This window comes from Pseudogemmobacter bohemicus (assembly GCF_003290025.1).
Taxonomy (GTDB): Bacteria; Pseudomonadota; Alphaproteobacteria; order Rhodobacterales; family Rhodobacteraceae; genus Pseudogemmobacter; species Pseudogemmobacter bohemicus.
In genome coordinates this window covers 1-15941 of the sequence record NZ_QNHG01000003.1, presented here as the reverse complement: position 1 = coordinate 15941, position 15941 = coordinate 1, and the positions used below count along the sequence as shown (strand labels likewise).

At 66.2% G+C, this 15941-nt stretch carries 14 protein-coding genes and 1 pseudogene; 10 read left to right on the top strand and 5 right to left on the bottom strand.

The features are described 5' to 3' along the window. Window positions 1-7: 7 nt before the first annotated feature. A complete protein-coding gene (locus DRF71_RS14840; protein WP_112312086.1) occupies window positions 8-589 on the bottom strand; it encodes a DUF3489 domain-containing protein in 582 nt (193 codons plus the stop codon). Window positions 590-598: 9 nt separating this feature from the next. Here DRF71_RS14840 and DRF71_RS14835 point away from each other — a divergent pair, with 9 nt between their 5' ends. From DRF71_RS14835 to DRF71_RS14795, 8 genes are all read left to right on the top strand, one after another. Beyond that, entirely contained in the window at window positions 599-1195 is a 597-nt protein-coding gene (locus DRF71_RS14835; RefSeq protein ID WP_232831584.1) for a phage distal tail protein, Rcc01695 family, read from the top strand. Then, window positions 1192-2076 carry a DUF2163 domain-containing protein gene (locus DRF71_RS14830; protein ID WP_112311364.1) on the top strand — a complete coding sequence of 295 codons (885 nt, stop codon included), beginning with the start codon at window positions 1192-1194 and terminating at the stop codon, window positions 2074-2076. The genes DRF71_RS14835 and DRF71_RS14830 overlap by 4 nt, the downstream gene beginning before the upstream one ends. Further along, window positions 2073-2507: an NlpC/P60 family protein gene (locus DRF71_RS14825; protein ID WP_112311363.1), complete on the top strand. Its 435-nt coding sequence runs from the start codon at window positions 2073-2075 to the stop codon at window positions 2505-2507. Before DRF71_RS14830 ends, DRF71_RS14825 begins: the two co-directional genes overlap by 4 nt. A 10-nt stretch (window positions 2508-2517) precedes the next feature. Further along, complete coding sequence (locus DRF71_RS14820; protein ID WP_112311362.1) at window positions 2518-6489, top strand: baseplate multidomain protein megatron; 3972 nt, start codon at window positions 2518-2520, stop codon at window positions 6487-6489. 10 nt (window positions 6490-6499) lie between these two features. Further along, window positions 6500-8425: a DUF2793 domain-containing protein gene (locus DRF71_RS14815; RefSeq protein WP_112311361.1), complete on the top strand. Its 1926-nt coding sequence runs from the start codon at window positions 6500-6502 to the stop codon at window positions 8423-8425. A 32-nt stretch (window positions 8426-8457) separates the two neighbouring features. Beyond that, window positions 8458-9045, top strand: coding sequence for a YcbK family protein (locus DRF71_RS14810; protein WP_112312084.1), 588 nt, complete (start codon window positions 8458-8460; stop codon window positions 9043-9045). 50 nt (window positions 9046-9095) lie between these two features. Continuing rightward, window positions 9096-9302: a hypothetical protein gene (locus DRF71_RS14805; protein ID WP_232831535.1), complete on the top strand. Its 207-nt coding sequence runs from the start codon at window positions 9096-9098 to the stop codon at window positions 9300-9302. A gap of 221 nt (window positions 9303-9523) precedes the next feature. Continuing rightward, window positions 9524-9895 (top strand): hypothetical protein, encoded by a 372-nt coding sequence (locus tag DRF71_RS14795; RefSeq protein ID WP_112311359.1) that lies wholly within the window; start codon window positions 9524-9526, stop codon window positions 9893-9895. A gap of 200 nt (window positions 9896-10095) precedes the next feature. Here DRF71_RS14795 and DRF71_RS14790 read toward each other — a convergent pair whose 3' ends face one another. Continuing rightward, window positions 10096-11466: an exonuclease domain-containing protein gene (locus DRF71_RS14790; RefSeq protein WP_112311358.1), complete on the bottom strand. Its 1371-nt coding sequence runs from the start codon at window positions 11464-11466 to the stop codon at window positions 10096-10098. A gap of 454 nt (window positions 11467-11920) precedes the next feature. Between DRF71_RS14790 and DRF71_RS14785 the strand changes: the two are divergent. Next, a pseudogene (locus DRF71_RS14785) lies at window positions 11921-12394 on the top strand (IS66 family transposase); the annotation flags it as partial. Window positions 12395-12400: 6 nt separating this feature from the next. After that, window positions 12401-13177, top strand: a complete 777-nt coding sequence (gene madM / locus DRF71_RS14780; protein WP_226341282.1) for a malonate transporter subunit MadM — start codon at window positions 12401-12403, stop codon at window positions 13175-13177. Here the strand turns inward: madM and DRF71_RS14775 are convergent. From DRF71_RS14775 to DRF71_RS14765, 3 genes are all read right to left on the bottom strand, one after another. Continuing rightward, window positions 13110-14279 carry an ABC transporter permease gene (locus DRF71_RS14775; RefSeq protein WP_112311357.1) on the bottom strand — a complete coding sequence of 390 codons (1170 nt, stop codon included), beginning with the start codon at window positions 14277-14279 and terminating at the stop codon, window positions 13110-13112. The two genes, madM and DRF71_RS14775, sit on opposite strands and share 68 nt — an antisense overlap. Next, on the bottom strand, window positions 14276-15427 hold the full coding sequence (locus DRF71_RS14770; RefSeq protein ID WP_035746756.1) for an ABC transporter permease: 1152 nt from the start codon (window positions 15425-15427) through the stop codon (window positions 14276-14278). Before DRF71_RS14770 ends, DRF71_RS14775 begins: the two co-directional genes overlap by 4 nt. Before the next feature lie 4 nt (window positions 15428-15431). Next, on the bottom strand, window positions 15432-15941 hold a 510-nt coding region (locus DRF71_RS14765; RefSeq protein WP_157971102.1), incomplete at its 5' end, for an HlyD family secretion protein.

Below are 15941 nucleotides of genomic sequence, written 5' to 3'. Positions count from 1 at the left end.
CGGGGCATCAGGCAGCCTCGATTTTGTACACGGTGCCTCTGCCCGCGACCTTCTCCGAGGTAATCGGCAGGTTCAGCTTCTTCTTGAGACCGCCCGAGATCAGGCCTCTCGCCGAATGCGCCAACCACCCCGTCGCTTCGACTATTTCGGCGATGGATGCGCCCTCGGGACGCTGAATGAGTGCGATGATCTCCGCCTGCTTGGTGCCGGCGCGGATGGCGACCGGCTTCGGCGTGGAAGGGTTCGGGGAAGCTTCGGACGCATCCTTAGGCCCAGTGACCAGCTCCAGCTTTGCCTTGCGCGCGCTGGCGACGGCGCTGGCCACCACCGGCTCGATCCCGATGGCTTGCAGCCCGGCCTCAGTCGCGATCAGCGTGGTGCCGTGGCCGTCGCCGGTTTCACGCCACATCGGCTCGCCGCGCCGCAGGTTGGCCTCGACCTCTTCCAGCCAGCCGCGGGTGATCATCGCGGTGACCGCCTTCTGGGCGGCGGCGCCATGCAGGCCCTCGGGCAGTGGCATGGCGAGATTGCAGGGGCGGGTCGCGGCGCGGCTGAGGACGACGGTTTGGGTGTCGGTGAGTTTGGGCATCTTGGCCTCCTGTCATGGAATGGGGCACGGGGTGGGCCGGAACGGCGCACGCAAGTGGTCGAACTGGCCTCAGGCGATGAAGAGCGCAACGCAAGCTGGGCCAATTCGCGCCGCCGCTATGATGTCGCCTATGGCATCCGTCGCGCCGATGATCTCGCGGCGGTGGTGGCGTTCTTCGAGGCCCGCAACGGCCGCCTACACGGCTTCCGCTACAAGGACTGGGCCGACTACAAATCTGCCCTGCCGTTGCAGGCGATCACTGCAACCGACCAGCAGATCGGCACCGGGACCGGTAGCCTGCAAACCTTCCAACTGGCGAAACGCTACACCTCCGGCGCGCAGACATGGGTGCGGACCATCGCCAAGCCTGTTGCCGGAACTGTCCGCGTAGCGCTGGGCATGGTCGAACAGATGTCAGGCTGGACCGTGGACACGACGACTGGCGTCATCACTTTTACCACCGCGCCTGCCAATGGCGTCATCGTCCGCGCTGGCTTCGAATTCGATGTGCCGGTGCGCTTCGACAGCGACAGCCTCGACGTGACCCTCGATTTTGAACGGCTCGGATCGATCACCGCCATCCCGCTTCTGGAAATCCGCAGATGAAAAACCTCTCGCCCGCGCTGCAGGCCCATCTCGATGACGGCACCACGACCTTGTCCTGGTGCTGGCGGATCAGCCGCGCCGACGGCGTGGCCCTGGGCTTCACCGATCATGATCGCGCACTGGCATTTGATGGCACCGCGTTTGAACCCGAAAGCGGGTTTGCCGCCTCGGAAATCCGCGCGGGTTCCGATCTGGCCGTTGATGCGCAGGATGCCACCGGCGTGCTGACCTCCGACCGGATCACGGAAACCGACATCCTCGACGGGCGCTGGGACAATGCGGCGGTCGAGCTGTGGCGGGTCAATTGGGCGGATACTAGCCAGCGCGCGCTTTTGCGCCGGGGCGCGGTCGGGCAAATCCGGCGCGGGCGCATGGCCTTCGTGGCTGAGGTTCGTTCGCTGGCGCATGTGCTGGGCCAGACCGTGGGGCGCACGTTTCAGGCGGGATGCGATGCAAAGTTGGGCGATATGCGCTGCGGCATCGATCTGGAGAACGCAATCTACAAGGGCAACGGTGCCGTCACCGACCTCTTGCGCGACCGGGCGTTCATGGCCTCGGGGCTGTCTGCGTTTGATGCGGGCTGGTTCACCTCCGGCACCCTGACCTGGACCAGCGGGGCAAATGCAGGGCGCGTCACTGAGGTGCTGGCGCATGGGCTGGATGGCAGCATCGCCAGCCTGACCCTGCTGGAAGCGCCGGTGCGTGCCATCGCCGAGGGTGAAGGCTTTATCGCCCGGGCAGGTTGCGACAAGCGGATCGCCACCTGCAGCGCCAAGTTCGCGAATGTCCCCAATTTCCGGGGCTTTCCCAACATCCCAGGCCAAGACGCCGTGCTGCGTTATGCCAGCCAGGACGGCGGCCATGAAGGAAACGTTCTGTGAATTGCGCTGATCCCGTCTTGGTTATCGCCGCCGCCCGCAGTTGGCTTGGCACGCCCTACCATGATCAGGCCAGCCTGCGTGGCGTCGGTTGTGATTGCCTCGGCCTCGCGCGTGGCGTCTGGCGCGAGGTGGTCGGCGACGAGCCATTCCCGATCCCACCCTATAGCCGGGATTGGGGCGAAACCGGACCGCGAGAAGTGTTGGCCGAAGGCGCGCGGGCGATGATGCCGGAAATCTTACCCGCTGAGGCTGGACCCGGCGCGCTGGTACTGTTCCGGATGGCCCCACGCGCCATCGCCAAGCATGTCGGGATCCTGACCGCGCACGACCGTTTCATCCACGCCTATGAACGCCTCGGCGTCGTCGAGGAAGTCCTGACCCCTACATGGGCGCGCAAGATCGCCTTCACCTTCCTCTTCCCACAAGACTGAGACCTCACATATGGCAACTCTTGTTCTCGGCGCCGTCGGCTCCGCGATTGGCGGCGCATTTGGCGGTGCCATACTCGGCTTTTCCGGTGCCGCGATCGGTGGTTTCATCGGGTCCACCATTGGGTCGGTCGTCGACAACTGGATCGTGTCATCCCTTGCCCCGGCCCAACGGATCGAGGGCGCGCGGCTCGACAGCCTGCGCATCACGTCCTCCACCGAAGGGGCCGTGATTCCGCGCCTGTTCGGCCGGATGCGCATCGGCGGCAACATCATCTGGGCCACGGATTTCCGCGAAGAGGTCAACACAACCAGCCAGGGCGGCGGCAAGGGTAGCGGGCCAAAAGTCACGACCACCGAATACCTCTATTACGCCAGCTTCGCGGTGGCCCTGTGCGAGGGCGAGATCACCGGCATTGGGAGGGTCTGGGCCGACGGCAAACCAATGGACCTAACGGGGATCACTTGGCGCTGGTATCCCGGCGACGAGGTGCAGGGCCCCGATCCGTTCATCTCGGCCAAAATGGGTGCCGCCAGCACCCCCGCCTACCGTGGCACCGCCTATGTCGTGTTCGAGGAACTGAACCTCAGCGCCTTCGGCAACCGTCTGCCGCAGATCAGCTTCGAGGTATTCCGCCCGCTGGCCGATCCCGACACTGCAGAGGGGCTGGTGAAAGCGGTGACGATGATCCCGGCCTCGGGCGAGTTCACCTATGCGACCGCCCCGGTCAAAAAGACCACGGGTTCAGGTGGTGCCACTTTGGCCGAGAACCTGAACGCAATCACCGACACCGCCGACATCGTGGTGGCGCTGGACCGGCTCCAGTCCCTCGCTCCGGCGGTGGAAAGCGTCAGCCTGGTGGTCGCGTGGTTCGGCGATGACCTGCGCGCCGGGAACTGCATGGTGCGTCCCGGCGTCGAGGTGGACACAAAGACGACGACGCCGTCGGCTTGGGTTGTGAACGGCGTCAGCCGTGCGAGCGCGTTTCTGGTTAGTCGCGACGCCGAGGACCGTCCGGTCTATGGTGGCACGCCTGCGGATTTCGCGGTGGTGCAGGCAATCCAGGAGATGAAGGCGCGCGGGTTGCGGGTCACCTTCTATCCCTTCCTGCTGCTGGACGTCCCGCCCGGCAACACGAAGCCCAATCCCTACAGCGCCGATGCGGCCACCTCGGGCCAGCCGACATTCCCCTGGCGCGGCCGCATCACCTGTTCCCCGGCGGCTGGCTTTGCCGGATCGGTCGACAAGACTGCAAGTGCGGCGACGCAGATTGCAGCCCTGTTCGGGACGGCGACACCCGCCAACTTCAGCGTGTCGGGCACCACTGTCAGCTGGACCGGCCCTGTCGGGGAATGGTCGCTGCGCCGGATGATCCTGCACTATGCCCATCTGTGCATAGCCGCCGGGGGCGTCGATGCCTTCCTGATCGGCTCAGAAATGCCCGGCCTGACCACGATCCGCTCGGGCGCCAGCATCTATCCGGCGGTCACCGCGTTCAAATCCCTCGCCGCCGATGTGCGGGCGATCCTCGGCGCTGGGCCCAAGATCGGCTATGCCGCTGACTGGTCGGAGTACTTCGGCCACCATCCGGCCGATGGGTCGGGCGACGTGTTCTTCCACCTCGACCCGCTCTGGTCGGACGCCAACATCAACTTCATCGGCATCGATAACTACATGCCGCTGTCCGATTGGCGCGACGGTTTCGATCATGCCGATGCGTCGCTTGCCCCGGCGATCTACGACCAGGACTATCTGCAATCCAACATCACCGGCGGCGAAGGCTTCGACTGGTTCTACGCCAGTGCTCTTGACCGGACAGCGCAAATCCGCACGCCGATCACGGACGGCGGTGTCGGCAAACCGTGGGTCTTTCGCTTCAAGGATCTGCGCGCCTGGTGGCAAAACCCGCATTTCAACCGCCCGGGCGGGGTGGAGAGCGGCACGCCGACGGCATGGATACCGCAATCCAAGCCGATCTGGTTCACCGAACTGGGTTGCCCGGCGATTGACCGCGGGACCAATCAGCCCAACGTGTTCTTTGATCCCAAGTCGTCCGAGAGCTTCACGCCCTATTTCTCGCGCGGCTGGCGCGATGACGCGATCCAGCGGGCTTACCTGGAAGCAACCTATCTGTTCTGGGGTGCCGGGGCGAACAACCCGACCTCCTCGGTCTATGGCAACCGGATGGTGCATATCTCCGAATGCGCCGCCTGGACCTGGGATGCCCGGCCCTATCCGTTCTTTCCTGGCCTCACCGACGTCTGGACCGATGGGCCGAACTGGCGGTTGGGGCATTGGCTGACTGGGCGGCTGGGGGCTGTATCGCTAGCAGCCCTTGTCCGTCACCTCTGCCTGCGCGCGGGAATGCCGGAAGAGCTGATTGACGTCTCCGGCCTCTGGGGTGCGGTCGAGGGCTATGTGATCTCGGCGCTGGAAGCCCCGCGCGCCTCAATTTCCACGCTGGCCAGGCATTTCGGCTTCGATGCGGTCGAAAGCGAGGGCCGCATCAAGTTCCTGATGCGGGGCCGGATTGCCGGTCTGACCATTACGCCCGACAGCATGGTGGCACCCGCCTCCGCGCAGGGCGATGTGATGGAACTGACCCGCGCGCAGGAAACCGAACTGCCGCAGGCGCTGAAGTGGCAAGTCGCGCGGGCCGACGAGGACTATGACGCGGCACAGGTCGAAGCGCGGCGCATCACTGTCGACACCACCCGCATCGCCTCTGAATCCTTCCCGATGGCCATTCCGCCCGAAGAAGCCGAGCGCCGCTGTCGCCGCGCTCTGATGGAGGCGTGGGTTGGCCGCGAAAGTGCCGTCTTTCGCCTGCCGCCCTCGCGCCTGGCGCTGGATCCTTGCGACGTGATCCTCTTGGACCACAATGGCCGCCTGACGGAACTGCGCCTGGTGTCCATCGCGGACTCCGACCTGCGCAGCATCGATGCGGTGCGGCAGGACCGGGCGGTCTATGATCTGCCGCCCGGCGAACCACGCCCTGCGTCCTTGTCGACGCCCACGGTCTTTGGCGCACCAGACATCGTGCTGCTGGACCTGCCGCAGCTGCGCGAGGATCAGCCTGCACACCGGCCCTTGGTCGCGGCCCATGCCAAGCCATGGCCCGGCGAAGTGGCGGTCTACCGCAGTGCCGCGACGGATGGCTTTGCCCTACTGACCACCTTTGGCACCCGGGCGCGCATGGGTGTGCTGGCGGCAGATTTCTACGCGGGGCCGGTCTCGCGCTTCGATCTTGGCAATGCGCTGGTCGTCGATCTCAATTCTGGCACGCTGGAGAGCGTCACGGACATCACCTTGCTGGGTGGAGCCAACGCGCTGGCCGTCGAGACCGGCGCTGGGCAATGGGAAATTGTCCAGGCTGGTGTGGCCGAGTTGATCGCGCCCGGGCGTTATCGGCTGACCCGCCTGCTGCGGGGCCAGCGCGGAACAGAAGGTGCCATCGTCAGCATGGTGCCAACCGGCGCGCGGGTGGTCGTGCTAGACACGGCCGTGACACCCTTGCCGATTTCCGAGGCCGATCTGGGTCTGCCATGGAACTGGCGCATCGGCCCTGCGTCGCGCCCTGTCAGCGACGAGACCTTTGTCGCCACCACCTTCACGCCCGAGGGCGCGGGGCTCCGGCCGTTTTCGGTCGCGCACGTCGAGCAACCGTGGCGCATCGCCCGCAGCCCCGGCGATTTGACGATCCGCTGGACGCGCCGGTCGCGGTCGTTGGCCGCCGATACCTGGGGCGCTGGCGAGGTGCCCCTGGCTGAGGACAGCGAGGCTTACGCGGTCGACATTCTGGACGGGTCAGTTGTCAAGCGATCCTTGACGACTGCCACGACCAGCGTCCTCTACACCGCCGCGCAGCAGACCGCCGATTGGGGGGCGCCCCTCGGCCCCGGCCAATCCCTCGCCATCCGCATCTACCAGCTCTCTGCCTTGATCGGCCGAGGCGCTGGGCGATCTGTCACACTCAGCTTCTGAAAGCGTACCCATGTCCGACATCACCACCCACCTCCTGCTGCCCTACATTCTGGCATCGCAGGCGCAGAAGCATGTCACCCACAACGAGGCGCTGCGGCTGCTGGATGCCATGGTGCAGCTGTCGGTGCTGGATCGCACTCATACCGCGCCGCCCGCCAGCCCAACCGATGGCGACCGGCATATCGTGGCATCCGGGGCGACCGGCCTTTGGACTGGCTGGGATCTGAACATCGCCTTCTGGGTCGATGGGGTCTGGATGCGTCTGGTGCCACGCCCCGGCTGGCTGGCATGGATCGCGGATGAGGCGGTCTTCGCCGTGTGGAATGGGTCGACCTGGGATCCAGTCGGCGAACCGGTGGATGTGTCGGATGCCGTGTTCAGCTTGGTGAACGACGCCGATCCGACAAAGAAGGCACTGTTTTCGCTGTCCGGGATCACGACCGGCACGACACGGACCTTCACGCTGCCGAACACCTCGTCGGAACTGGCAATTCTTGCTGGCACGCAAACCTTCAGCGGCAACAAGACCTTCTCCGGCACATTGACCGCCTCGGGTACAGTTACCGTGTCGGCGGCAGCGGCCACCATCGGCACGGCGACAACGACTGCCACCTACGGGATGGGCACAGGTGCCACGACCACTGGCGTCACCAAGACCCTGAATCTCGGGACCGGCGGGGCTTCGGGGTCTACCACCGTCGTGAACATCGGCTCCGCCACCGCTGGGTCGGGCGGCACGACCGTGGTGAACACTCCCACAGTCACCTTCGCCAATGCGGTGACGCAGGTTGGCATGCCCCAGGCCAACCTGACTGCGCAATTGCTGGGCCTCGGCGGGGCGACAGCTGACAGCTACAATCGCTTGTCGATGAACACCCCGGCGGTGCTGATCAACAACGCAGGCGCCGGGATCGAGGCGACAGTGAACAAGGCGGCGGCCGGGAACGATGCTGCCTTCGCCTTCAAGACCGGCTTCTCAGCGCGGGCGTTGATCGGCCTCCTGGGCAACGATGATTTCAGCTTCAAGGTCAGCCCGAACGGCTCAGCCTTCTTTGACGCGATCCGGATCGACCGCACCTCGGGCCGGGTCGAACTGCCTGAACCGGTGGTGATGCCTGCCCTCTCCGCCGCTCCGGACCCGCCGCCTGCAGGCAAGCTGGCCGTCTATGCCCGCGACCGCGCCGGGGCTGGATGGCTCGATGTGCAGCGCCCCTCGGGCCGGTTCTTTCCGCTGCAGCCGCACTTCGGGGTCAACCGGATTGCGACATGGGCGCCCTCGACCAGCACCACCATCAACACCAACGGCATGCCGCGCACCGCCGTCGGCACCGTCGCCACGCCGACACTGACCACCACCAACCTGTCGACCAGCATGCGGCGCTGGCGGGTCACAAGCGCAGCGACAGTCGATGCGGTGGCCGAAGAACGCTCGGCAGGCTGGGTCTGCTGGCGCGGCAATGCGGCAGGCTTGGGCGGGTGGAGCTATGTCAACCGCCTGTCGCTGACGACCCTTCAGGCAACAGGCATGGGGTTCTTTGGCCTCTATGGCTCGACGGCGGCACTGGCGACGACTCTGACCTTGGCAGCCGCGATCAATGCGGTCGGCATCGGCTTCCAGCGCGGCACCCATACCAACTGGCAGCTGGTGCACAATGATGGCGCGGGCGCGCCGACGCTGATCGACCTTGGGGCCAGTTTCCCGGTGGCCAGCATGACCAACGTGCTGACGCTCTACATCGCCGCCGCGCCAAACGGGGCCGACATCGGCGTGCGGGTGGTCGAGGAGGTCAGTGGGGCGGCCGTCGAGTTCACCATCACCACCGACATGCCCGCTGCCACCCAACTGCTCAGCCCACGCAACTACATGAACACCGGCGCGACAGCGGCCGCCGTCGCCTACGACTGCGCGGGCGTCTACGTCGAGACCGATTATTGAACCGCAGGTCCGCGAAAGCGAAGGATATCAACATGACTGAACGAACGTCGCTTCTGCATGAGGTCGGCCAGGCCTTCCGCGAAAACGGCCTGACAGCCGCCATCACTGCGCTGGTCGGTGGAAGCCTGGCCGTCGCCGCCACCGTCAACCGCGCCGTCGGCGGGGCCCCGGCCTCAAAGCACATGCTGGGCACAGCGTTTGACATTGCCATGTCGAACCACGATCCCGTGGCTTTCGCCGAGGCCGCTCGCGCGGTCGGTTTCCTCGGCTTCGGAACATATCCTCGGTCGGGCTTCATGCACATCGATCTCGGACCAGCCCGCAGCTGGGGAGAGCCGTTTCCAGTGCGCCGGGTGCCCTTTGTCGTGGAGACGCGCCCAGCGCGCGAGGCGCTTGCCGAGAGCCGCACCCTGCGCGGCACCGGGGCCGCGGGCGTGGCAACTGTGGGCGCAGCTGGCGTCGAGGTCGCGCAGGAGGTGCTGGCCGAGGCGCAGGGCGCGGTTCTGCCGCTGCTGCCCTATCTCGACACGCTACGCTGGCTCTTTATCGCGCTGGCGCTGGGCGGGATCGCGGTCGCCGTCTGGGCGCGGGTCGATGACTGGAAGAAGGGCCTGCGCTGATGTGTGGCTCTTTGCTGATCGGAGCCCTCTCCCGGCCATGGGCGCGGCAAATGGTGGCCCTCGCCCTTGCCGCACTCACCATCACCCTGTTCATCCTCAACTTTCGCCGCACAGCCGAGCGCGCTGGCCGCGCCGCCGAGCGGTTAGACCAACTGGAGCGTCACGATGCCGTTCACCGCCAGATGCTGGACGCAGCCGCGCGCCGCCCTCGCAGCCGCGACGATCTTCTTGACCGCCTGCGCGGCGGGGAATTCTGACACCCCGCGGCGAGCCTGCCCGCCTCTGGTGGAGTACAGCCGGGCCGAGCAGGCGCGCGTCGCGACAGAAGTGGCCGCGCTGCCCGGGGGGGCCGTGATTGCTGAATGGCTGGCCGATTATGCTGTGCTGCGCGCGCAGGCGCGGGCGTGCCAGACACCTTGAACCCCGACACATCAAAATCGCCTTGGCCGGACGGCCCAGCGCGCACTAAGCTGGCCACATGGACCCCGACGATGAGAAGCGTATTGCGGCAAAGCTGGCCAAGATCATGGCCATGCTTTGCGTGCGCAACACGCAGCTCGAAACGCTGCATGCCGGCCTGACCCCCATCACGCGGACCGGCGACTACTCTGACGTCGTTGTTCTGGATGCCGATGGCCGCCGCATCCCTTGGACCGAAGTCTCGCGCTTCGATGAAGATGAAATGCGCGCGCTGATGCGCGACATCGTCAACCGCCTTTATACGTTTCACCTGCATGCAGACGAACCCAAGCTCCAAGCGACCATCGAACGCTGGATGGGCGTTGCGGACAAGTGGGATGCACCGGAGATCGATCCAAGGATGATCAGCAGCAGCGCGAAGCCTCTATAAGGCGCGATGAACCCTGCAAGTGCGGCTGTTCATGGCAGGACGGCCGGGCATGGTTCACGCAGGCACGAATTGGGAAAGGCAGTGCTTCAGTTAGGACCTACAGGCACAACTTCGGCCTGGTTCCAACATCCTGAAATTCGTGCCTTGCCTGCACCTTGCGATCACGCGCTGCCCGGGAAGCCAGCTTTGCCCGAGAGCACTCAGAGTTCGAAACGTTTCAGATAGGCTTCAATCTCTCCGACCAATCCCTGATCAACCCCTGCCTTTGCGCGCAATTCACCCAGAGCGGCCTGCGCTTTCGCCAAGCCCGTCCATTCGATGTCCGGCGCATTGGGCGCAAACCAGCGTTCACGAAGCCAGGCATCAAATTGACCGCGCTCTTTCGGGGAGAGCAGAGCAGGCGCATGGAGCGCCACAAGGCGTCTACCCAGCTGACGCAGACGCGCGTCTGTGAGGGTCGCAGCAATCTCCTGACGCCGCAACCAGTCAGCGCGCTGGAACTCGGTTAGCAGGGCTTTGTCTGCGTGGCTGTAGAACCCGCCGAAGATCTGCTTTTCAACCGGGGGCGGTGGGGCTTCCGGATCCTGCGGGAAGCGCGCGGCCAGCGCATTGCCCACGCGGCCTCTGAAATCGGGTGACTGCGCGATGACCTCTGCGCGTTGGATTTGCACGGGGCTCGGGGTGTGCACAGCGAGAAGCGCGGGCGATTTGTTGGTGGCAAGAGAGCGGATGATCTTCGGCGTTGCGTCCACTGCTGCAAAGATCGTGGCATCATCGGCGGCCAGCAGATCGGCGGGGTCGGCAGCGTCGAGGTCGAAGAACGCAGCCTGATTGGCATTACTGGCCGACGTGCCGCAAAAGCAGCCGATCGTGGCGCGGGGCGGGCCGCCGCCAAAACGCTCGACCAGCGCCATGGGCTGGAAGCTGGCAAGCCGGGTCTGCACGGCAGTTTTGTCCCGGTTGGACAGGATCTCTGCCCAAAGCTCTGGCGCGCGCTGGGCGATCAGCCGTCCGAGATGAATTGTCGCCTCAACATCACCAAGCGCATCATGGGCGTTATGAGCGACGAAACCGTTCAGCGGGGCCAAAAGGTCAAGCTTGAAGCGCACGCGACCCGTCTCATCCACCGGCCACTCGAACAGATCAGGATGTCGGTACCAGACGGCATAAAGCGATGTCAGCACATCAAGCCGCGTGTTGCCATTGAATTGGGTCGCGAAAATATCCGGCTGCAAGTTCTGGAAAAAAGCCTGGCGCAGCATCTCCTCGTCGAAATGGATGCTGTTAAACCCGGTCCATGTCGCGGGCGACCACCGCTCGATCAGAGCGGCGATCTCTTGGGTGAACTCAAAGTGGCTCGGTAGGGTCGGATCAACGAGTTGCGCTGGGCGCAGGCCCGTGACTGCCAGCGCCCAAGGCGATGGAATGATATGCGGCGCGATCCGGCACCGCAGATTGACCCGCTCGATCTCCCGGAATGCGTCATCCGTCAGAATGGCCGCGAATTGCAGGGGCTGGTCGAATGCGGGCGAAATGCCGGTGGTTTCGAGATCGTAAAAGGCGAAATGCATGGCGGCAGCCTAGCGTATGACGTGTGAGCCGTCATCCGGCAAACGGTAAGGATCGGTCGAACACTCGACGCACCCGGCCCATAGCGGCCATTCGGCAGCCTTCGTGCAAGCGTCCGCTTGTTCTGTCGATGAACGGCGCGAAGGCAATCCAAGTGGTTTGTGTATCTCCGTTGGGCCTGCAAGATACACCTCTACTATCCGATCCGGATAAAGCATAAGGAGCCATCTGCGACTGGTCGCCTGATGCTTCGCGGCGATGACGAGAAAATTGGGAGGATGATACTTGGGAAACGTCGGACAGTTCTTCCAGCCACCGCTCTACTGGCAGGAATTCGAAGAGCTCTGCTCGGGACTTCTGACAGAAGTCTATGACGTTCCCAATGCGCAGCAGGTTGGCCGCCCCGGTCAGGCACAATGTGGCGTAGATGTTTTCGGCAAATCGCCCCGCTTTGGGCGGATAGCCGAGCTTTACCGGATCGAGGCCGAGATCCGTGGCATGGACCCGGGCCAGCGGCTGTCGGCCCGCCAAGCGCGCAGTGCGCCGCTGATCGCCGCATTCGGGGAAGGGCTGCATCTGCAGTGTCGGCGCATATCGATGAGGTCGCGCCTCGGGGAGAAGCTGGCCTATATCCATCGTCACTGGGGCGGGTTGCAGACCTTCTTGCGCGACGGCCGGGTCGAGATCGACTCCAACAACGTCGAGAACCTGATCCGGCCGATCGCGCTGACGCGAAAGAATGCGCTCTTCGCAGGCCATGACGAGGGTGGCCGATCCTGGGCGCGCATCGCATCCCTGATCGCCACCGCAAAGGTCAACGGCGTCGAACCCTTCGCCTACCTCAAGGCAACCCTGGAAGCGGTGGCAGCCAGCCATCCTCAGGCAAAGATCGACGACCTGCTGCCCTGGAACTTCAACCCGTCAAGCTGAAACCAGGTGAGGCGGCGCCGCCGCTTACTGATCGTCGAGGTTCTGGCCCGCAACGGCCTGGTCTTTGCCTTCCTGTTCGTGGGCGGCGTCATGTGGCTGTCCTATCAGCTGTCCGACCGGCTGACGGCTGGTCGGCTGCACGGATCGGCAGTGGCCATCATCATCGGTCTGATCCTGGCCTGGATCGGCGGCATGATGACCGGGGGCAGCCGCGGGCTGGCGGATGTGCCGCTGTTCACCGGGATCGGGCTGATGGGGGGCGCGATGCTGCGCGACCTGGCCATCGTCTCGACCGCTTACGGCGTCGACATGCGCGAGATCCGCAAGGCCGGCGCGGCGGGGGTCAGCGCGCTGGCCTTGGGGATCGTGGTGTCCTTCGCGGTGGGCGCGGCGATCGCGGCGGCCTTCGGCTATACCGATGCGGTCAGCATGGCGACGATCGGCGGGGGTGCGGCGACCTATATCGTGGGTCCGGTGACCGGCACCGCCTTGGGCGCCAGTTCCGAGGTCATCGCCCTGTCGGTCGCTGCGGGGCTGCTGAAGGCGGTGCTGGTGATGATCGGCACGCCGCTGGTCGCGCCGCTGATCGGGCTGAACAACCCGAAATCGGCCATGGCCTATGGCGGGCTGATGGGCACGACCAGCGGCGTGGCCGGGGGGCTGGCCGCGACCGACAAGCGGCTGGTGCCCTATGGCGCGATGACGGCGACCTTCTTCACCGGGCTGGGCTGTCTGATGGGGCCGTCGGTCCTCTATCTGGCGCTGCTGGCCGTGACGGGCTGACCGTCTCGACCGCCAGCACCACGAGGCCCAGCCCCGCGGCCAAGGCCCACAGATGCCACAGGATGGGCGCGATCTCGGGCAGGGTCGCGCCCATCTGCATGACCCGCACCAGCCCGTCGATGGCCGCCGTCGACGGGATCAGCTGCGCCAGCGCGTTGAGATGGGCCGGGATCGCCTCGACCGGCCAAGCGAAGCCCGACAGGAAGAAGAACGGCATCCCGAGCGCCAGCAGCACGACCTGCACGACCTCGCCCCGCCGGAACAGCGCCGCGACCAGCTGCGCCAGAAACCCGGCCGCCAGCAGGAAGGGCAGGCCCAGCATCATCAGCGCCCCCGGCCCGCCCAGGATCGGCAGGCCATAGAGCACCGGCAGCACGATCAGATAGACCGGCAGCAGCCCCGCCCAGATGGCCAGCCACGCCCCCGCCCGCCCCATCAGCCGCCAGACCGGATGGCCGGGCAGCGGCCCCCGGCGCGTCGCGGCCAAGGCCAGGCCCATCATCATCGTCTGCTGCAGGATCAGCACGAAGGCCGCGGGCAGCACATAGGTCGCGTAGCCCGCCGCGGGGTTGAACAGCGGCACCTCGATCTGGTTCGCGGGGCTGACCTGGGCGGTGGCCACGGCGCGGGGCGTGCCTTGGGCGATCAGGCGCCCGGCCTCGACCTCGGCGCCCATCTGGCGCAGGGGGACGGCGGCGCCCTGCATCACGCGCTGATACATCAGGAAATAGCTGGCATCGGCATAAAGCGCGACGGGGCTCTGATCGCCGCGCAGCAGGGCGCGTTCGAACCCGTCGGGGATCAGCATGACGCCATAGGCGCGGCGTTCATGGACCAGCCGCGTGGCCTCGGCCATGTCGGGGGCGAGATGGGTCAAGGCAACGGCCTCCGACGCGTCCACGCGCCGCGCCAGATCGGCCGAAGCGGTCGATCCGTCCTGATCGACCAGCACCACCGGCACATCGCGCAGAAGCTCGGCCCGATAGGGCAGCGGATAGATCACCGCATAGAGGACCAGCGCCAGCAGCACGATCATCCGCACCTGCTTGTCACCCAGCACGGCGGCCAGTTCCGCGCGAAAGGCGGTGGCAAGCGGGCTCATGGCGTCGCCTCCTGCCGGGCCAGGCGCGACAGCTGCGCCAGGATCAGCGCGGCCAGAACGCCCGCGATCACCGCCAGCCACAGGACCGACATGGAGGATATGTCCAAGGGCGTCGCGCGCAGCGACTGGTCGATGCGCAGCTGCACATACCAGGTGCCGGGAATGGCCGCGCCCCAGGCCTGGGCAAGGGTCGACATCGCCTCGCGCGGGAAACCCAGCCCCATGAAACCAAAGGCCGGCGCGGTGATCAGGGCGATCATGCTGGCCGCCCGGCCCATGTCGCGGGTCAGCACGAAGGCCAGCGCGCCGATCATCTGCGACGCCAGCACGAACAGCACCGCGCCAAGCGCCATCAGCCACAGAGACCCGCGCAGCGGCACCGCCAGCCAGCCGTACAGCGCCACATCCGACAGGCCCAGGATCAGCAGGAAGATGACCGTATAGGGCAGGATCTTGCCCAGCATCGCGGGCAGGATGCCGCCCGCCATCCGCATCAGCACGCGCGGATGCCGACCCGGCCCGAAATCCAGCGACACCGCATAGGCGGTCGCGGCGGCGGCGATGATCTGCAGCACCGTGGGGATCAGCGCGGCCAGCAGGAAATGCACATAGTCGAAGGCCGGGTTGAACAGCGCATGGGCCTGCATCGGGATCGGCTGCAGGGCGACCATGGCCTGCACGGGGGCCTCTCCCTGGCCCTGACGCACCGACAGGCGCAGGCCCGCCAGCGCCGTGTCGATGGCGTTGCGGGCACCGCGGGCGACCAGCGATCCGGCGCTCATGTGCTGGTTGTCGTAGAAGGTCACGATCTCGGGGCGCGCGCCCCGGGTGATGTCGCGTTCCAGGTTCTGGGGCATCAGCACCGCGCCGCGCACCGCGCCCGAGACGATCAGCGCGCGTGCCTCGGACAGGTCGGATGCGCGATGGGTCACGGTCAGCTCAGGCGCCGCATCCAGCATCCGCGTGACGGCCCGCGACAGATCAGAGCGGTCCAGGTCGATCACCGCCACCGCCATGCCCGTGGGAATGCCTGCGCGAAAGATGCCGCCCAGGACCAGCAACATGATCAGCGGCAGCACGATCACCAGCCCCGCCAGCGCCGGGCGGCGCGGCAGCAGGCGGATCTCGCGCGCCATGACGGCCAGCATGGCCCTAGCGGTCCAGCTGGATCAGCGCGGACATGCCGGGGCGCAGACCCTCCAGCGGCTCGACGGGCCGGGCGCGCAGCTCAAAGCTGCGCAGGTCGAAATCGCCCGTCGCGCGGGTGGCGCGCCAGCTGGCGAACTGGCCCTGCACGTTGATCAGGGTGATCTCGGCCTCGGCCTCACGGTCCAGGGCGGGGATGCGGATCGTCAGCCGGTCGCCCATCTCCAGTCCCGCCAGCAGGTCCTCGCGCAGGTTGAAGGTGAACCAGGCCTGGTCCAGATCGACGATGGTGAACAGCGGCGCGCCGGGGCCGACATTCTCGCCCAGCTCGATCATCCGGCCCGAGACCTCGCCGGAGAGGGGCGCAAAGATCTCCAGCTCGTCCAGATCCGCCTGGCGTTGGGCCAGCGCGGCCTCGGCCTGGGCGACCTGGGCCGCCGCGACCTCGCGCTCCTCGGGCGAGGCACCGGCGCGGGCCAGGTCCAGCTGCGCTTGGGCGGCCTCGACCCGGCCTGA